An 18703-nucleotide genomic window follows, 5' to 3' on the forward strand; every position below is an offset into this window, starting at 1 on the left:
CCTCAGCATCGAGAAGAGAATGCCGATGACCGAGCAGGCCACCGGGGCCCACCATCCGCAGCCGCGGCCCCGAGGACAGCAGTCCGCCCCCGTCGAGCACGTCACGGGTGCGAAGTCCCTCATCCGTGCGCTCGAGGAGGTCGGGGTAGACACCGTCTTCGGCATTCCCGGCGGCACGATCCTTCCCGCGTACGACCCGATGATGGACTCCAAGAAGGTCCGTCACGTCCTCGTCCGCCACGAGCAGGGTGCGGGCCACGCGGCGACGGGTTACGCGCAGGCCACCGGCAAGGTCGGCGTCTGCATGGCGACGTCGGGTCCGGGTGCCACCAACCTGGTGACGCCGATCGCCGACGCGTACATGGACTCGGTGCCGCTGGTCGCGATCACCGGTCAGGTCGTGTCCGCCGCGATCGGTACGGACGCCTTCCAGGAGGCGGACATCGTCGGCATCACGATGCCCATCACCAAGCACAGCTTCCTCGTGACCAAGGCCGAGGACATCCCGAAGGCGATCGCGGAGGCCTTCCACATCGCCTCGACCGGTCGCCCCGGCCCGGTCCTCGTGGACATCCCGAAGGACCTCCTGCAGGCGCAGACCACGTTCTCCTGGCCGCAGCAGCAGGACCTGCCCGGCTACCGCCCGGTGACCAAGCCGCACGCCAAGCAGATCCGCGAGGCCGCGAAGCTGATCACCGCCGCGAAGCGGCCCGTCCTCTACGTCGGCGGCGGTGTCCTCAAGGCACACGCCACCGCCGAGCTGAAGGTCCTCGCGGAACTCACCGGAGCGCCCGTCACCACCACCCTGATGGCGCTCGGCGCATTCCCCGACAGCCACCCGCTGCACGTGGGAATGCCGGGCATGCACGGTGCGGTCACCGCCGTCACCGCGCTGCAGAAGGCCGACCTGATCGTCGCCCTCGGAGCCCGCTTCGACGACCGCGTCACCGGCAAGCTGGACAGCTTCGCCCCGTTCGCGAAGATCGTCCACGCCGACATCGACCCGGCCGAGATCGGCAAGAACCGCGTCGCCGACGTGCCGATCGTCGGTGACGCCCGCGAGGTCATCGCCGACCTGGTCCAGGCCGTGCAGAAGGAGCACAGCGAGGGCCACAAGGGTGACTACAGCGCCTGGTGGAAGGACCTCAACCGCTGGCGCGACACCTACCCGCTGGGCTACGACCAGCCCGAGGACGGCTCGCTCTCGCCGCAGAACGTCATCGAGCGGATCGGCCAGCTCGCGCCCGAGGGCACGATCTTCGCCGCGGGCGTCGGCCAGCACCAGATGTGGGCCGCGCACTTCATCCAGTACGAGAAGCCCGCCACTTGGCTCAACTCCGGCGGCGCCGGAACGATGGGCTACTCGGTGCCGGCCGCGATGGGCGCCAAGGCCGGTCAGCCCGACCGCACGGTCTGGGCGATCGACGGCGACGGCTGCTTCCAGATGACCAATCAGGAACTGACCACCTGCGCGCTCAACAACATCCCGATCAAGGTCGCCGTCATCAACAACGGCGCCCTCGGCATGGTCCGCCAGTGGCAGACGCTGTTCTACAACCAGCGCTACTCCAACACCGTCCTGCACAGCGGCCCCGACGACGTCAACCCGGAGGCCAAGGGCACGCGGGTCCCGGACTTCGTGAAGCTGTCCGAGGCCATGGGCTGCCACGCCATCCGCTGTGAGCGCCCCGAGGACCTGGACAAGGTCATCGCCGAGGCCAACTCCATCAACGACCGCCCCGTCGTCGTGGACTTCATCGTCCACGAGGATGCCATGGTGTGGCCGATGGTCGCCGCCGGCACCTCCAACGACGAAGTCATGGCCGCCCGCGGGGTCCGCCCCGACTTCGGCGACAACGAAGACGACTGAGACCGAGAGCGAAAGAGAGACCAAGAGCCATGTCCAAGCACACGCTCTCCGTCCTGGTCGAGAACAAGCCCGGTGTCCTCGCCCGGATCACCGCACTGTTCTCCCGCCGCGGGTTCAACATCGACTCCCTGGCGGTCGGCGTCACCGAGCACCCCGACATCTCCCGCATCACCATCGTGGTGAATGTCGAGGACCTGCCGCTCGAACAGGTCACGAAGCAGCTCAACAAGCTGGTCAACGTCCTGAAGATCGTCGAACTGGAGCAGGGCCACGCCGTCCAGCGTGAGCTCGTCCTCGCCAAGATCCGCGCCGACAACGAGACGCGCTCGCAGATCGTCGAGATCGTCCAGCTGTTCCGCGCCAAGACCGTGGACGTCTCCCCGGAGGCCGTCACCATCGAGGCCACCGGCTCCAGCGACAAGCTGGAAGCCATGCTCAAGATGCTGGAACCCTTCGGCATCAAGGAGCTCGTCCAGTCGGGCACCATCGCGGTCGGCCGCGGCTCGCGCTCCATCACCGACCGGAGCCTGCGGGCGCTCGACCGCACGGCCTGAGCCCCCAGGTGCCTTCGAGCACCCTCTCGTATACCGAGACCCGAAAACTTCCCTCCGCAATCCCGCCGTACGGTGGGACGCAACACCTGCACACCAAGGAGAAAATCCAGTGGCCGAGCTGTTCTACGACGACGATGCCGACCTGTCCATCATCCAGGGCCGCAAGGTCGCGGTGATCGGTTACGGCAGCCAGGGCCACGCCCACGCGCTGTCGCTCCGTGACTCCGGTGTCGACGTCCGCGTCGGTCTGCACGAGGGCTCCAAGTCCAAGGCCAAGGCCGAGGAGCAGGGCCTGCGCGTCGTGACGCCGTCCGAGGCCGCCGCCGAGGCCGACGTCATCATGATCCTGGTCCCGGACCCGATCCAGGCCCAGGTCTACGAGGAGTCCATCAAGGACAACCTGAAGGACGGCGACGCGCTGTTCTTCGGCCACGGCCTCAACATCCGCTACGGCTTCATCAAGCCCCCGGCCAACGTGGACGTGGCGATGGTCGCGCCCAAGGGCCCGGGTCACCTGGTGCGCCGTCAGTACGAAGAGGGCCGCGGCGTTCCGTGCATCGCGGCCGTCGAGCAGGACGCCACGGGCAACGGCTTCGCGCTGGCCCTCTCCTACGCGAAGGGCATTGGCGGCACCCGCGCCGGCGTCATCAAGACGACCTTCACCGAGGAGACCGAGACCGACCTGTTCGGCGAGCAGGCCGTTCTCTGCGGTGGCACCGCCGCGCTGGTCAAGGCGGGCTTCGAGACGCTGACCGAGGCCGGCTACCAGCCGGAGATCGCGTACTTCGAGTGCCTCCACGAGCTGAAGCTCATCGTCGACCTCATGTACGAGGGCGGCCTGGAGAAGATGCGCTGGTCGATCTCCGAGACCGCCGAGTGGGGCGACTACGTCACCGGCCCGCGCATCATCACGGACGCCACCAAGGCCGAGATGAAGAAGGTCCTCGCCGAGATCCAGGACGGCACGTTCGCCAAGAACTGGATGGACGAGTACCACTCGGGCCTGAAGAAGTACAACGAGTACAAGACCCAGGACGAGAACCACCTCCTGGAGACCACCGGCAAGGAGCTCCGCAAGCTCATGAGCTGGGTGGACAACGACGAGGCGTAAGCCTTGCGACGAGGGGGCCGGGGCATTCGCCCCTGCCCCCTCGTCGAGGTGGACGGCCCGCGTCAACTTGGTTGTCCACCGTGTCCAGCCACGGACGGGTGATCCTTCCGTGGAGGCGCAGGACCACCTCCGAAGCGCCACTAGACTGCAGAACACATACGCGTCGGGCCCACAGCGTCGTGCGTCTACCACGCGGCACAGCGACATCGAAGAAGTGCATGCACGCCCCGGCGTCTGCGAACGACGCGGGAACGCACCCGCACTTCCCCGGCGCCGCTGACACCCCTCCACCGCCTGCGGCCGTCGGGACGGCCGTCCGCAATGGGACTTGTGAGGACTCACGTGAGCACTGCTGCAACCGGCAAACCTGTCGTACTCATCGCGGAAGAGCTGTCTCCCGCGACCGTAGACGCGCTTGGCCCTGACTTCGAGATCCGCCAGTGCAACGGCGGAGACCGGGCCGAGCTGCTCCCGGCCATCGCCGATGTCGACGCGATCCTGATCCGCTCGGCCACCAAGGTCGACGCCGAGGCGATCGCCGCCGCGAAGAAGCTGAAGGTCGTCGCACGAGCCGGCGTCGGCCTCGACAACGTCGACGTCTCCGCCGCCACCAAGGCCGGCGTGATGGTCGTCAATGCCCCGACCTCCAACATCGTGACCGCCGCCGAGCTCGCCTGCGGCCTGCTCATCGCCACCGCGCGCAACATCCCGCAGGGCAGCCAGGCCCTCAAGGCCGGCGAGTGGAAGCGCTCCAAGTACACGGGTGTCGAGCTGGCCGAGAAGACCCTCGGCGTCGTCGGCCTCGGCCGCATCGGCGCGCTCGTCGCGCAGCGCATGTCGGCCTTCGGCATGAAGGTCGTCGCGTACGACCCGTACGTGCAGCCCGCGCGCGCCGCCCAGATGGGCGTCAAGGTCCTCACCCTCGACGAGCTGCTCGAGGTGTCCGACTTCATCACCGTGCACCTCCCCAAGACCCCCGAGACGGTCGGCCTCATCGGCGACGACGCGCTGCGCAAGGTCAAGCCGACCGTCCGCATCGTCAACGCCGCGCGCGGCGGGATCGTCGACGAGGCGGCGCTGTACTCGGCGCTCAAGGAGGGCCGCGTCGCCGGCGCCGGCCTCGACGTGTACGCCAAGGAGCCCTGCACGGACTCCCCGCTGTTCGAGTTCGACCAGGTCGTGGCCACCCCGCACCTCGGTGCCTCCACGGACGAGGCGCAGGAGAAGGCCGGTATCGCCGTCGCCCGCTCCGTGCGACTCGCGCTCGCCGGTGAGCTCGTGCCGGACGCGGTGAACGTCCAGGGCGGCGTCATCGCCGAGGACGTCAAGCCGGGCCTGCCGCTCGCCGAGAAGCTCGGCCGGATCTTCACCGCGCTCGCGGGCGAGGTCGCGGCCCGCCTCGACGTCGAGGTCTACGGCGAGATCACGCAGCACGACGTGAAGGTGCTCGAACTCTCCGCTCTGAAGGGCGTGTTCGAGGACGTCGTCGACGAGACGGTGTCGTACGTGAACGCTCCGCTGTTCGCACAGGAGCGCGGTGTCGAGGTCCGCCTCACCACCAGCTCCGAGTCCCCGGACCACCGCAACGTCGTCACCGTGCGCGGCACGCTGACCGGCGGCGAGGAGATCTCCGTCTCCGGCACGCTGGCCGGCCCCAAGCACCTCCAGAAGATCGTCGCCATCGGCGAGTACGACGTGGACCTCGCCCTGGCCGACCACATGGTCGTCCTGAGCTACGAGGACCGTCCCGGTGTCGTCGGCACCGTGGGCCGTGTGCTCGGCGAGGCGGGCATCAACATCGCCGGTATGCAGGTCGCCCGTGCGAACGTGGGCGGCGAGGCGCTGGCCGTCCTGACCGTCGACGACACGGTTCCCGCCGGGGTGCTCAGTGAGCTGGGTGACGAGATCGGCGCGACGTCCGCGCGCTCCGTGAACCTGGCTGACTAATTCTTGGTACGTGGTGGGGCCCGAGTCACCCTTGTGGGGGGCTCGGGCCCTACTTTTTCTCCTCCACCCCGCCCCTTCCCGAAAGTCCCCGGGCTCCGCCCCGGACCCCGGTCCGGGGCGCCGGACGGGCTGCATTTCAGCCCGTCCGGCGTTTGAGGACATTCGGGAAGGGGCGGGCCTGGGACAGATTCAGACCGACGCCCGCTCCGGCTCCGGCTCCGGCTGAGGGACGGCCACCCCCTTCAGGCCCCGCGCCGCGAGCACCGCCGCCCCCAGCAGGACCACCCCGCCCGCCACCGCGGCGATGTGCATGCCGCTCGTGAACGCTTCCCGGGCCGATGTGAGGAGCGCGTCGCCCGCCCGGCCCGGCAGGTGCTGCGCCACCGCGAGCGCTCCGCCCAGTGTCTCCTTCGCCTCGGCCGGCGCGTCGCCGATCTCGTGGCGGTAGACCGCCGTACCGATCGAGCCCAGGACGGCCATGCCGAGGGCGCCGCCGAACTCCTGGCCCGTCTCGAGGAGGGACGACGCCGCGCCCGCCTTCTCCGCCGGGGCCGCGCCGAGCGCCAGGTCCGTGAGCTGGGAGCCCACGATCACCGCGCCGGAGGCGAGCACACCCGCGCCGGCCAGGGCGGTCCACAGGGAGTCCGTGCCGGTCAGCGTCAGGAGGCCGTAGCCGCAGGCGCTGGTCAGGAAGCCGACGGTGACGACGGACCCGCGGTGCACGCCCCGCTGCACGAGGACCGTCGCGAGGGGGGCGGCGAGGCCGATGAAGACGGTCGGCGCGAGCGCCCACAGCGCCGCTTCGAGCGCGCTCTTGCCGAGGACGGCCTGGAGGTACTGCGTGGTGAAGTACGCCGAACCCATCATCGCGAAGGCCGAGATGAGGTTGAGGGTGACAGCGGGGCCGAAGCCGCGGCCCCGGAAGAGGGCCGGCGAGATCATCGGTGACTCGACGGTGCGCTGGCGGCGTACGAACAGGGCGGCGAAGACGAGGCCCACCACGATCGAGGCGACGTAGAGCGGCTCGAAGCCCTCGGAGGGGATCTCCTTGATGCCGTAGACGAGGGGGAGCACCGCGGCCATCGACAGCGGGACGCTCAGGAGGTCGAAGCGGCCCGGCTGCGGGTCCTTGAACTCGGGGAGCAGGACCGGGGCGAGCAGCAGGAGCAGGGCCATCGCGGGCAGGTTGACGAGGAAGACCGAGCCCCACCAGAAGTGCTCGACGAGGATGCCGCTCATCACCGAGCCGAGCGCGATGCCTCCGGTCATGACGCCGGACCAGATGCCGATGGCCGTCGCGCGCTGTTTGTCGTCGCGGAACATGTTGCGCACCAGCGCCATCGTCGTGGGCATCAGGGTCGCGCCGCCGATGCCGAGGAGTGCGCGGGCCGCGATGAGCATCTCCGCGCTGTTCGCGTAGGCCGCGCAGACGGAGGCGGCGCCGAAGGCGGTGGCGCCGATCATCAGGAGCTTGCGGCGGCCGATGCGGTCGCCGAGGGAGCCCATCGTCATCAGCAGGCCGGCGAGCACGAACGCGTAGATGTCGAAGATCCACAGCTGCTGGGTGCCGGTCGGCTCGAGGTCCGCGCTGATGGAGGGGATCGCGAAGTAGAGGACGGAGACGTCCATCGAGACGAGGAGCAGCGGAAGCATCAGGACCGCGAGTGCCGTCCATTCACGGTGCCCCGCACGGGAGTTGGTGCTCGGTGAGTTCGTCATGAGAAGGACTGTACGGGCGTCTTAAACGCTTGTCTAGTACGTGTGTATAGATCGCTTGTGTAAGACGTTCGTCCTGGGTGGGCGTATGGGACGCGCGTATGGGACGGCTGTATGAAACGGGGGTACGGTGGCGGCATGGGACATCGCGAGGATCTGCTCGAAGGCGCCAAACGCTGCCTTCTGGAGAAGGGGTTCGTGCGCACGACGGCGCGCGACATCGTCAAGGAGTCCGGGACGAATCTGGCGTCGATCGGCTACCACTACGGCTCGAAGGACGCGCTGCTCGCGCAGGCGTACGTGGCGCTGGCCGAAGGGGCCTCGGAAGACTGGAGCGACGTGGGCGTACTGCCCGGTGCCCCCGGCTCGCTGGAGCGGTTCCGGGCTGTGATGGCCGGGATCACCGACAGTCTCGGCAAGCCCGGGTCGATCTGGCACCTGAGCATCGAGCTCGTGACGATGGGCGACAAGGTGCCGGTCGTGCGCGAGCATCTGGCGCAAGCCCAGCACGAGGCGGGGCGGGGCCTCATCGGCATGGTCATGGGCGAGGAGCCGCCGGTCGACGATCCGAGTGTGCACACGCTCGGGAAGCTCTTCTCGGTGCTGGTCCTCGGGCTCATCGCCCAGCACACCTTCGACGCGGACTACTCGCCCAGCGCCGACGAACTCACCGAGGGCGTACGGCTGTTGCTGGACGCGATGCGCACGTCACAGGCGTGACGCCTTCAGCCCCATGTGCAGCAGCAGCCGGTCCTCTCCGTCGTCCAGGTCGAGGCCGGTGAGCTGCTCCACACGGGAGAGCCGGTAGTAGAGGGTCTGGCGGTGGATGCCCAGCTCCGCCGCCGTGCGGCCGGCCTGGCCCGCACAGTCGAGGAACACCTCGGTGGTGCGGGCCAGTTGGCGGTTTGCGGCCAGCAGGAGCGGGGCCAGGACCGGGTCGTGCGCCGCGTCCGGGGGCAGCGCGGTGAGCAGGCGGTACGGGCCGATCGCCGCCCAGTGCGCGTCCGGGCCGAGACGCGGCTCGGCGAGTGCCGCGCGCGCCGCGGCCGTCGCCTCCTGCCAGGCGGCGCCCAGGTCGCCCAGCTCACGCCGCGGGCCCGCGAAACCCGCCGCGACGACCGCCGTACCGGCGCGCTCCCGCAGCTTCGCCGCCGCCGCCAAGGCCGGCCCGGGCGCGTCCGCCGACCGCAGCCGCACCAGGAGGGCCAGGGCCTGCCCGGCCGCACCCCACGGCACCATGCACAGGGCGTCGGCCGCGGGGATCGTACGGAAGGAAGGCGCGTCGTCCGGGTCCTCCGACGGCCACGGCGCGACGCACACCACCGCGTGCAGCCCGTCCGCGCGCGACCCGAGCGCCGTGCGCAGGGCCGCCACTGCCATGTCCCGCTGCCAGCCGCGCTCGGTTGTGAGGACCTCGCGGAACTCACGGGTCAGGTCGGCGCCCGCCTGCGCCTCGTCCGCGAGCAGCGCGCCGATGCGGTCCGCCACCTCCATCGCGGCGGTCAGCTGCTGCTCGGTCGGCCCCGGGTCGTCGTCGAGCAGCCACACATAGCCGAGGACGACACCCCGATGGCGTACGGGAAGGCAGATGCGGCCCCGGTAGACCCCGGCCTCCGGGGTCGCCGGGATGCGGACGGGGCCGGTGGCGCGGGCGATGCCGAAGCCCTCGAACCACGTGCGCACCGCCGCGGTGGAGCGGCGGGTCAGGATCGAGCGGGTACGTACGGGGTCCAGCGTCGATTCGTCGAATTGGCTGCCGCTGTCGTGCGCGCCGAACGCGATCAGCCCGAAATCCCGGTTCTCCAGCGTCGCGGGGGCACTGAGCAGCGCGGAGATCTCGTCGACCAGTTCCTGGTAGTCGCCCTTCACTCCGCCATTCTCGCGCACCCCGCCGCACGCTTCAGACAAATGTCTGAGGTGGTGGCCACAGATGCGTGACAGCTGTCGATGGCACACGCTCGGAGGGATCCTTAGATTTCACGGTGGTTCTCCGCGCCGTACCGGTCTGTTGCGATTCAGTTCGTTTACGCCGATACGGCCACTCGTTCGTACTCTCCCCGTGGAGGTGGCCCGTGCTGGGTCCCGTGATTCTCGCCGCCTCGCGCAGCGACAAGATGCGCCGGTTCATCTCGGCAGCCCCCGGCACGAAGCAGGTCGTCGACCGGTTCATCGCCGGTGAGAGCGTCGACGACGTCGTGCCGATCGTCGTGGACGCCTGCGGCAAGGGCCTCGAGGTCACCCTCGACGTGGTCGGCGAGGACATCACGACCCCCGAACAGGCCGCCGCCGCGCGCGACGCCTACCTCGAGCTGGTCGCGCACCTCAAGGACCTGGGCCTCAGCACCAAGGCGGAGATGTCCGTCAAATTGTCGATGTTCGGCCAGGCGCTGGAGGGAGGCCACGAGCTGGCCCTCGCCAACGTCCGCCCGGTCGTCGAGGCCGCCGCCGCGATCGGCACCACGGTCACCCTGGACGCCGAGGACCACACCACCCTCGACTCGATGTTCGCCATCCACGAGGAGCTGCGGAAGGACTTCCCGCAGACCGGATGCGTCATCCAGGCCTACCTCTTCCGCACCGAGGACGACGCCACCCGCCTCGCCGCCGCCGGCAGCCGCGTACGCATCGTGAAGGGCGCCTACAAGGAGCCCGCCTCCGTCGCGTACCAGGACAAGGCCGAGATCGACAAGGCGTACGTCCGCATCCTGAAGATTCTGATGGAGGGCGCCGGGTACCCGATGATCGGGTCTCACGACCCGCGCCTCATCTCCATCACCCAGGAGCTCGCCCGCCGCGCCGGGCGCAAACTGGACGAGTACGAGTTCCAGATGCTGTACGGGATCCGCAGCGACGAGCACGTCCGGCTCGCCGCAGAGGGTCACCGGATGCGCGTCTACACCGCGTACGGCACCGACTGGTACGGCTACTTCATGCGCCGCCTCGCGGAGAAGCCCGCCAACCTGCTGTTCTTCGCCCGCTCCATCCTCACCAAGGGCTGAGCGCAATGAACGGTGTCAAAGGAGTTCAGAGACTCGTGACTCCGCCCCGAAGGGCTTCTCACCCGACCGACGCCGCGGTCTCGTGAAGGTCAGGCCCTGACCACCAGACAACGTACGACGCGGTTTCAGATCCTCCCCGCTGAAGCCCGAGATTCACTCGGAAGAGGTAAGTCATGGACGCCGTAACCCAGGTCCCCGCTCCCGTCAACGAGCCGGTGCACGGCTACGCCCCCGGTTCCCCGGAGCGGGCGCGCCTCGAGACCAAGCTCAAGGAGCTGGCCGAGAACCCGATCGAGCTGTCGATGACCATCGGCGGCGTCAAGCGCCTCGGTGGCGGTGACGAGTTCACTGTCGTCCAGCCGCACAACCACAAGGCCGTCATCGGTACGGGCCGCGGCGCCACGCAGGCGGACGCGCAGGACGCGATCGACGCCGCGCTCGCCGCCGCCCCGGCCTGGCGCGCGATGTCCTTCGACGACCGCGCCGCGATCATCCTGCGCGCAGCCGAGCTGCTCTCCACGACGTGGCGCGAGACCCTCGCCGCGTCCACGATGCTCGGCCAGTCGAAGACCGCGCAGCAGGCCGAGATCGACACCCCCTGTGAGCTCATCGACTTCTGGCGCTTCAACGTGCACTACGCGCGCCAGATCCTCGCCGAGCAGCCCCCGGCGAACTCCACCGGTGTGTGGAACCGCATGGACCACCGCCCGCTCGAGGGCTTCGTCTACGCGATCACGCCCTTCAACTTCACCGCCATCGCGGGCAACCTCCCCACCGCCCCCGCCCTCATGGGCAACGTGGTGGTCTGGAAGCCGTCCCCGACGCAGACGCACGCCGCCGTGCTGCTCATGCAGCTCCTCGAAGAGGCCGGTCTGCCCAAGGGCGTCATCAACCTCGTCACCGGTGACGGCATCGCGGTCTCCGAGGTCGCCCTGAACCACCGCGACCTGGCCGGCATCCACTTCACCGGCTCGACCAAGACCTTCCAGCACCTGTGGAAGACGGTCGGCACGAACATCGACAAGTACCGCACCTACCCGCGGCTCGTCGGTGAGACCGGCGGCAAGGACTTCGTCGTCGCCCACCCGAGCGCCGACCGCGCCATCCTCAAGACGGCCCTGACCCGCGGCTCCTTCGAGTTCCAGGGCCAGAAGTGCTCCGCGTCCTCGCGCGCCTACGTCCCGGCCTCCATCTGGAACGACGGGTTCAAGGAGGAGTTCGCGGCCGAGGTCGACGGCATCAAGATGGGTGACGTCACCGACCTGACGAACTTCATCGGCGCCCTCATCGACGACCGCTCCTTCGCGAAGAACAAGGCCGCGATCGACCGCGCCAAGGCGGACGACTCCTGCACGATCGTCGCGGGCGGCACCTACGACGACTCGGTGGGCTACTTCGTCCGCCCGACCGTCATCGAGTGCGACGACCCGGAGAACGAGGTCTTCACGACCGAGTACTTCGGCCCGATCCTCGCCGTGCACGTCTACGACGACGCCAAGTACGACGAGATGCTGGCCCAGATGGAGTCCGTCTCCGACTACGCGCTCACGGGCTCGGTCATCGCGAACGACCGCGCCGCCGCCGCGCACACGATGGACAAGCTCCGCTACGCCGCGGGCAACTTCTACATCAACGACAAGTCGACCGGCGCCGTCGTCGGCCAGCAGCCCTTCGGCGGCGGCCGCGCCTCCGGCACCAACGACAAGGCCGGCGCCCCGCAGAACCTGCAGCGCTGGACCCTGACCCGCGCCATCAAGGAGACGCTGGTCCCGCCGACCGAGTACGGCTACCCGCACATGGGCTGACGCCCACCCCGGGCGGCCCGCACGGACCGCCCCCACCCGCCCCCGCCTCCGACCAGGGCCCCACCCCGGTCGGAGGCGGTGTCGTGTCCGGGGTCAGAGCAGCGCGTCCACGGCGACGCGGGTGATGTCGGCGGCGATCCGGTCCTCGCCCGGGGTGTCCGGGTCGAGCCGGGTCGTGTACACGGAGACGATCAGGGGAGCCCCGCCGCCCGGCGGCCAGGCCACGGCCACGTCGTTGACTCCGCCGTAGGCGGGCGACCCGGTCTTGTCGCCGGCCCGCCAGCCCGGCGGGAGCCCCGCGCGGATCCGCTTGTCGCCGGTGGTGTTCTCCACGAGCCACCGGGTCAGCTGGCCGCGGTCGAGCGGGTGGAGGGCGTCGCCGAGGACCAGCGCGCGCAGGTCCGCGGTCATGGCCGCGGGCGTCGTGGTGTCCCGCCGGTCGCCGGGGATGTTCGTGTTGAGGTCGGTCTCCCACCGGTCGAGCCGCGTTACGGAGTCGCCGAGCGAGCGGGCGAACGCGGTGACGCCGGCGGGGCCGCCGATCCGGCGCATCAGCAGATTGGCCGCGGTGTTGTCGCTGTACGTGATGGCGGCGTCGCACAACTCCCTTACCGTCATGCCGGTTTCGAGATGCATCTCGGTGCGGGGTGAGGCGGCCACGAGGTCGTCGCGTCCGTAGCGGATCAGTACGTCGAGCAGCCCGGGCTCCTCCTCGCGCGACCTGCGCAGGATCGCCGCTCCGGCGAGCACCTTGAACGTCGAGGCGATCGCGAAGCGTTCGTGCGCGCGGTAGGCGAGGACGGCGCCGGTGCCGGTGTGCAGGGCGTGCACTGCGATGCGTCCGGGGTAGCCCGCCTCCAGCTCGCGCAGCCGCCGCCGTGCGTCACCGCCGGTATCGGAGGAGGGCGCCGCGCTCGCGGCGCCGGGCACGGAGAGAAGGACGGGCGCCAGGGCCGCGGCGCCGAGGAGGGTCCTGCGGGAGGGAGGTAAATTCATGATCTCGAAGGTACGTGAACGGGTTCGGGGACGCGGCGAGGATCGCCAGGCCCGAAGGCCCGCGCCCTTCTGTGACGGCCCGCGCCCCTCTGTGACGGCCCGCGTCCGCTGTGACGGTCCGCGTCAGCTCCAGCCCGCCACGATGAGCGAGAGACCGGCCGCGAAGCCGCCGCACAGCAGGCCCAGGTAGAGCCCGTAGAGCCTGCGGAGCCGGTGCACCAGGAAGCCGAAGGCGCCGAACGCCAGGCCCACGGTGAGTGTGCGGGCGCCGCGCGCGCGTGCCGACTCGGTCAGCCAGTGCGTGACGGGGACGTCCTTGCGGCCCGCCTCCTTCCCGTAGACCTTGAACGGGATGCCGTTCCAGGGCTGGTGGCGTACCGCCGACGCGCCCTCGACGGACAGTTCGTGACGGACCTCCGCCCGCATCCGGTCCGTCGTCAGGGGTGCGGGCAACGAGACGCCCGCGGACGCCAGTTGGAGCGCGAGCAGGCCGCCCGCGAGGCTGCCCGCGAGCGCCGTGACGGACAGCTTCAGGGCCCGGCGCGGCACCGCCACGCACGCCACGGCGAGGAACAGCTCCGGCATCAGCGGCCAGCTCAGCGCCTCCGCGCACGCCCACGCGAACGCCAGGAGCAGCCCGGGCCGCGCGCTGATCACGCGGGCCAGGACCTTGCGGACGCGGGAGTCCCGCAGCGGCTCCGCGACCGTACGGGCATGAAGGGCGGCCACCGCGATACGGGCCTCCTCCGGTGTCGCCGTGGACGGGAGCGGTTCGCCGATCCGCACCCGGACCAGGGACGGGCGCAGCCTGCCGTGCTTGGGCAGGAGCCGGTCCGTGCCCGCGATACCGACCGGCACGACCGGCACGCGCGCGTGCTGCGCCAGGACCAGCGCGCCCCGGTGGAACGAGCCCAGCTCACCCGCACGCGCGCGCGTGCCCTCGGGGAAGAGGACGACGGCGTGGCCCGCGCGCAGCGTGTCCGCCATGCCGAGCAGGTCGTCCAGGCCCCCGCCGGAGCGCCGCACCGGGAACCCGGCGGCGAGGCGGCTGCAGATCCGGCTGCGCCAGGGCGAGGCGAACCAGTAGTCGGCCGCCGCGCCGATCGCCGGCGCGTGGGACGCGTCGAGCGCGGCGAGCAGCGCGGCGGTGTCGGCGTGCGAACTGTGGTTGGCGACCACGACACAGCCGCCGCGTGGGAGCCGGCCCCGGCGCTCCACACCGCCGGTGAGGGTGAGGACGAGCCACCACAGGGCGTGGCGAAGCCGGGCGGCCGTACGGGCCGGGCGCACACGGGCCGGAGCGGTCACGGTCGTCCTCACAGGGTCACCACCATCACGAGAAGCAGGGCCACGAGGAGCGAGTCGACACGGTCGAGGAGCCCGCCGAACCCCGGCAGCCAACTGCCCGCGTCCTTCACGCCCGCCTCGCGCTTCACCATCGACTCGACGAGATCACCGAGGACGCAGCCGGCCAGCACGGCGGCCCACAGGACCGGCGTGAACGCGCCGACTGCCGTAAGTGCGGCGGCAGTTGCGGCGGCGGCGCCCACCACGCCGGCCCATGTCTTGTTCGGGGACAGCGGCGAGAGGCGGCGCGAGAGCGGCCCCCGCCGGCCGAGCGCGGTACCGCCGCACCACGCGCCCACGTCACCGAACGCCACCGCGACCCCGACCGCGAGCGCCGTGCCGCCGAGCAGCACCAGGCCGCTCAGCGACACCGGGATCCACAGGAGACCGAAGAGCGTGCGGGACGCGCGCGTGAAGCCCTGTTCGGCATCGCCCGCGCAGACCGCCGCGAGCACGGCGAGTACGAGAAGTGCCCCGGTCGTACGGGGGTCGGGCCCCGCAAGTGCCGCGCCAGGCACGGCAATGGCCGCGGCCACCAGTACGGCCCGCTCGGCGCGGGGCAGGCCCGCCATCCGCGCGTACTCTGCCACCGCGACCACGCCGAGCCCGGCCGCGAGCACGAACGCGCCCGCGCGGCCCACGCAGAAGGCGCCGATGAACAGCGGCGCGGACAGCGCCCAGGTCCGCCAGCGCCTGCGCAGCTCGGTCCGTATCCGTACCCGGGACGGCAGCGAGGCGACGGCGACACCACCGGCCCCGAGGACCCCGGCCACGACCGGCACGGCCCGCCCGGCCACCTCACCGGCGACGAACACGGCGCTCATCGGGTGCCCCGCAGCTGCGTGCCGCGGTCCGCGGGGGACTGCGGGCGGGTGTGGGTGATGCCGCCGGACACTTCGCCGGGGTCGAGGGGGAGGCCTTGATCGGGCTTCGGGGGCGGGCGGCGACGGGTGGTGGCAGGGCCCGAGGGCTCCGCCACGGGCGTCGGCACCGGCGCTGGCACCGGCACCGGCACCACAGGCTTCTCAATCGCCACAGCCGTATCGGGCTGCCCAAGTTCCCTCCACACCCGCACTCCCCGCACCACCGCCGTCACCGCGGACCCCGCCGCGACGACCGCGAGCACAGGGACCGCCCAGCCCGAGGCCGCGGCCACGACCGCGAGGAGGCAGCGCTCCGTCTTGCCGACCGGGCCGCCGTTGCGCCGGGGCGCACCCGCCGCCGCGCCCGCCAGGGAGACCCACGAAGGGAGCGTCGCCGCGAGGGCCGCCGCGGCCACCAGCCACAGCGGGGCCAGCGGCAGGAAGCCCGCGATGACGAGCAGGTCGGCCACGCGGTCACCCAGCTCGTTGAGGAGAGCGCCGCGACGCGTCGTGCGGCCGGTGTCGCGGGCGAGCGCGCCGTCCAGGTTCGCGAAGGCGAGCCGCGCCGCGAGCAGCACCGCCACCGGCGGCGCGGCCAGCGGCGCCGGCAGCCAGGCGAGCGCGGCCGCCGCGCCGGCGGCGCACACGACACCGGCCGCCGTCAGGGTGTCGGGCGAGACCTGCCGGGCGGCGAGCGCGCGGCGCAGGCCGGAGAGCCGGTCCGCGTACCAGGGCTTGAGAGCGTAGAGGCCGTTCATGAGGACGACTGTGCCGTCGCGCACGCGGCGTGAAATCGGCGCGCGTACTCAAATAGCGCGTGAGTACGGTGTCACGGTGACCACGCTGAGCACCGCACACACCGCCGACCTCACCCGAGCTGAACTCCGGTCCGTGCGCGCCCTGTTGGACGACGCCTTCGACGGCGGCTTCAGTGACGACGACTGGGACCACACCGTCGGCGGCGTGCACGCTCTCGTGCGCGACAGCGCCGGCGGCCTCGTCGCGCACGGCTCCGTCGTGCAGCGCAGGGCCGCGCACGCGGGCCGCTCGCTGCGCACCGGCTACGTCGAGGGCGTCGCCGTCCGCGCCGACGCGCGCAGGAGTGGCCTGGGCGGGCAGGTCATGGCGGCTCTGGAGCGGGTGATCGACGCGGCCTACGACCTGGGCGCGCTGTCGGCGTCCGCCGACGGGGCCGGGCTCTACCGGGCGCGCGGCTGGGAACAGTGGCAGGGCGACTTCGCCGCGTACGGCCCCGACGGGCCGGTGCGGCTGCCGGACGACGAGAGCGCGCCGTACCTGCGCCGCGTCAGCGCCGTACTCGACCCGGCCCACACGCTCCTCTTCGACTGGCGGGGCGGCGACATTCTCTGACCAGGGGGAGCGCCGGCCGGCCCCGCGCGAAGCGACCCGTCTCCGTGACTCCCGTCTCAGATAGTAGGAAGTCCGAGTAATTGTGGAGACAGAAGCAGGCTCCTCGCTTAGCTTTGTAGGAGCCGAACGTCTCGCTCGATCCAGCGAATGGCGGTCGTGAGCTGAGCAGAAGGCAGGCAATCCCTGTCGCTCCGGGCTCCCCGCCTCTTCCGGCGCCTCGAAATCCCCCGTGATCTCAAGGAGTCGATCTCTCATGGCCACAGCGACGCCCGTCCGCCGCCGAGTCCGTCACGCATCGCCGTCCGATTCAGACCGCAAGAACGCCGCCGCCGCCCTGCAGCGAGCCCTCGACCGCAGGGACAACGGCGGCGAGACGGGGCACGAGTCCCGTTAGGGCCCGCGCCCCTACGGCTGCGCGCCCCGCCTGATCTCGAAGTAGTCGATGCGCTCGCCGCTCTCGGCCAGCGCGGAGACCTTCAGCCTCGGGGTCACGCCCGCCCCGCCGGTCTCCGCCTCCACCGCGAGGAAAGAGAAGCCGGTGTACCGCACCCGCGACCACTCCACGGTGTCCGGGTCCGGCAGGCGTGACTTCGTCCAGTGGAACGTCACGATCGACTCGCGGTCCTGGACATGGCCCTCGTAGCTGTCCTTGACCCCGAGGCCGAACGCGTAGAGGTCCTTGCCGGCGCCGCCCGCGGTGACGTACACGATGCCGTCGCGCGTCGGATCGGTCGACGCGCCGACCGGCACCGGCTTGCCCACCTCTCCGTCCTTGATGGCGTCCGTGCGCTCGTACACGTGGTTGTGCCCGTTGATCACCAGGTCCACCTGGTGCTCGGCGAACAGCGGCAGCCATGCGGCGCGCACCCCGCCGTCGGAGGCATGCGTCGACGTCGAGTACGCGCAGTGGTGGAAGAAGACCACCACGAAGTCGATGTCCTTGCGCGCGCGCAGCTCACCTAGCCGTTCGGCCAGCCACGCGGTCTGCTTACCGTCCGTGTAGCCCTTGTTCGCGGGGATCTCGTACGAGACGTCGTTCGCGTCGAGCGCGACGACGCCCACATTCCCGTACACGAAGGAGTAGACGCCCGGCGCGTTCCGCGGGTCCGGGCCGTTGTCCGGCAGTGTCCAGCGGGCCGACTGGCCGCCGTACCCGTTGGGGGAGTACCAGGCCTCCATGTCGTGGTTGCCGGTCGTCACCATCCACGGCACCGACTTCGCGACCGACTCGGTCTGCGCGAGGAACTGGTCCCACACGCGCGCGTCGTACGTGTCCGACTCCTTGCCGTGCCCGCTGCTGTCGGCGTAGCAGATGTCGCCCGCGTGCAGATGGAACGAGGGGTTCTGGCCCAGGATCAGCTGGTCGTTGGCGAGCGCGTCATAGCTGACGCCCTGGTCACCGAAGGCCGTGAAGACGAACTTCTCCGCCTTCGCCGGAGCCGTGCGGAAGGAACCGATCGTCGCGATGCGCTCCGCGGACGCCGGATCGAAACCGTCGTGGCCCACTCCGTAGTAGTACGTCGCCCCGGGGGTCAGGCCGTCCAGGGCCGCGTGCAGATAGTGCTGCTCGACCGCCGGGAGCTTCTTCGACAGGCTCGGGGTGTGCAGCGCGCGCACCTCCGCCTCGATCTTCCGGCTGAGGTCCCAGGGCTTCAGGCCCACCCGTACGAACGGCTTGCGCACCGCGAACGGCACCTGCCAGGAGATCCGCATCTGCGTCTTCGGGTCGGCGCCGAAGGCGAGATGGCGGGCGAAGGGCGCGACGAGGGAACCGTCGACCTGCACGGCCGCCGAGCGGACGGGAGTGGCGGCCGAGGCGGCGGCAGCGGAAGGCGCCGCGTACGCCGAGGAGGACGAGCCGCCCAGCAGGGTCAGGCCGCCCACGCTCGCCGCGGTCCCGGTCAGCGCGCGCCGCCTGCTGAACCGGGCCCGCAGGTACTCGTGCTGCTCCGGCATGCTCAGGCGGCGGGCCAGCTGCTCGGGAATGCCGACGTTCGGAGTGAGGGGTCCGGGGGGTGTCCCCCTGGAAGGCACAGTCATGGGAAGAAAACTTCCCAGCACCAACCAACGAGGGCCATACCTGCGGGTGAACAGAAATCGGCCGCGCGGCGACCCGTAGGGCGG

Annotated in this window: 16 protein-coding genes; 9 read left to right on the forward strand and 7 right to left on the reverse strand. The window is 70.8% G+C overall.

Features of this window, described 5'->3' with window-relative positions; all coding sequences use genetic code 11:
• Positions 1–25 precede the first annotated feature (25 nt).
• From ACY0PA_RS29110 to serA, 4 genes are all read left to right on the forward strand, one after another.
• The gene (locus tag ACY0PA_RS29110) at positions 26–1870 is read left to right on the forward strand and encodes an acetolactate synthase large subunit (RefSeq protein ID WP_473080516.1); all 1845 of its coding nucleotides are present in this window, start codon (positions 26–28) and stop codon (positions 1868–1870) included.
• Positions 1871–1899: 29 nt separating this feature from the next.
• On the forward strand, positions 1900–2424 hold the full coding sequence (gene ilvN, locus ACY0PA_RS29115) for an acetolactate synthase small subunit (protein WP_266559769.1): 525 nt from the start codon (positions 1900–1902) through the stop codon (positions 2422–2424).
• A 109-nt stretch (positions 2425–2533) separates the two neighbouring features.
• Entirely contained in the window at positions 2534–3535 is a 1002-nt protein-coding gene (gene ilvC, locus ACY0PA_RS29120; RefSeq protein ID WP_376259290.1) for a ketol-acid reductoisomerase, read from the forward strand.
• A gap of 321 nt (positions 3536–3856) precedes the next feature.
• Positions 3857–5482: a phosphoglycerate dehydrogenase gene (gene serA / locus ACY0PA_RS29125; RefSeq protein WP_473080517.1), complete on the forward strand. Its 1626-nt coding sequence runs from the start codon at positions 3857–3859 to the stop codon at positions 5480–5482.
• Between the two features lie 189 nt (positions 5483–5671).
• Here serA and ACY0PA_RS29130 read toward each other — a convergent pair whose 3' ends face one another.
• Positions 5672–7201 carry an MFS transporter gene (locus ACY0PA_RS29130; protein ID WP_473080518.1) on the reverse strand — a complete coding sequence of 510 codons (1530 nt, stop codon included), beginning with the start codon at positions 7199–7201 and terminating at the stop codon, positions 5672–5674.
• Between the two features lie 135 nt (positions 7202–7336).
• Here ACY0PA_RS29130 and ACY0PA_RS29135 point away from each other — a divergent pair, with 135 nt between their 5' ends.
• Positions 7337–7918: a TetR/AcrR family transcriptional regulator gene (locus ACY0PA_RS29135; RefSeq protein WP_473080519.1), complete on the forward strand. Its 582-nt coding sequence runs from the start codon at positions 7337–7339 to the stop codon at positions 7916–7918.
• Here ACY0PA_RS29135 and ACY0PA_RS29140 read toward each other — a convergent pair.
• Positions 7907–9085: a PucR family transcriptional regulator gene (locus tag ACY0PA_RS29140; protein WP_473080520.1), complete on the reverse strand. Its 1179-nt coding sequence runs from the start codon at positions 9083–9085 to the stop codon at positions 7907–7909. The two genes, ACY0PA_RS29135 and ACY0PA_RS29140, sit on opposite strands and share 12 nt — an antisense overlap.
• A gap of 185 nt (positions 9086–9270) precedes the next feature.
• Between ACY0PA_RS29140 and ACY0PA_RS29145 the strand changes: the two genes are divergently transcribed.
• The gene (locus ACY0PA_RS29145; protein ID WP_473080521.1) at positions 9271–10197 is read left to right on the forward strand and encodes a proline dehydrogenase family protein; all 927 of its coding nucleotides are present in this window, start codon (positions 9271–9273) and stop codon (positions 10195–10197) included.
• Between the two features lie 173 nt (positions 10198–10370).
• Entirely contained in the window at positions 10371–12002 is a 1632-nt protein-coding gene (pruA, locus tag ACY0PA_RS29150; RefSeq protein ID WP_473080522.1) for an L-glutamate gamma-semialdehyde dehydrogenase, read from the forward strand.
• 93 nt (positions 12003–12095) lie between these two features.
• On the opposite strand, the gene bla is transcribed toward pruA, so the two are convergent.
• From bla to ACY0PA_RS29170, 4 genes are all read right to left on the reverse strand, one after another.
• Complete coding sequence (gene bla / locus ACY0PA_RS29155) at positions 12096–12998, reverse strand: class A beta-lactamase (protein WP_473080523.1); 903 nt, start codon at positions 12996–12998, stop codon at positions 12096–12098.
• A gap of 123 nt (positions 12999–13121) precedes the next feature.
• Positions 13122–14318: a lysophospholipid acyltransferase family protein gene (locus ACY0PA_RS29160; protein ID WP_473080524.1), complete on the reverse strand. Its 1197-nt coding sequence runs from the start codon at positions 14316–14318 to the stop codon at positions 13122–13124.
• Entirely contained in the window at positions 14315–15169 is an 855-nt protein-coding gene (locus tag ACY0PA_RS29165) for a phosphatidate cytidylyltransferase (protein ID WP_473080525.1), read from the reverse strand. The genes ACY0PA_RS29160 and ACY0PA_RS29165 overlap by 4 nt, the downstream gene beginning before the upstream one ends.
• The gene (locus ACY0PA_RS29170) at positions 15166–15966 is read right to left on the reverse strand and encodes a CDP-alcohol phosphatidyltransferase family protein (RefSeq protein ID WP_473080526.1); all 801 of its coding nucleotides are present in this window, start codon (positions 15964–15966) and stop codon (positions 15166–15168) included. The genes ACY0PA_RS29165 and ACY0PA_RS29170 overlap by 4 nt, the downstream gene beginning before the upstream one ends.
• A gap of 76 nt (positions 15967–16042) precedes the next feature.
• Here ACY0PA_RS29170 and ACY0PA_RS29175 point away from each other — a divergent pair, with 76 nt between their 5' ends.
• The gene (locus ACY0PA_RS29175; RefSeq protein ID WP_473080527.1) at positions 16043–16579 is read left to right on the forward strand and encodes a GNAT family N-acetyltransferase; all 537 of its coding nucleotides are present in this window, start codon (positions 16043–16045) and stop codon (positions 16577–16579) included.
• Between the two features lie 253 nt (positions 16580–16832).
• Positions 16833–16973 (forward strand): hypothetical protein, encoded by a 141-nt coding sequence (locus tag ACY0PA_RS29180; protein ID WP_356285772.1) that lies wholly within the window; start codon positions 16833–16835, stop codon positions 16971–16973.
• 11 nt (positions 16974–16984) lie between these two features.
• Here the strand turns inward: ACY0PA_RS29180 and ACY0PA_RS29185 are convergent, their stop codons facing one another.
• Positions 16985–18619: a purple acid phosphatase family protein gene (locus ACY0PA_RS29185; RefSeq protein WP_473080528.1), complete on the reverse strand. Its 1635-nt coding sequence runs from the start codon at positions 18617–18619 to the stop codon at positions 16985–16987.
• Between the last annotated feature and the right edge of the window lie 84 nt (positions 18620–18703).

The organism is Streptomyces sp. DS1-CR2 (genome assembly GCF_055760475.1).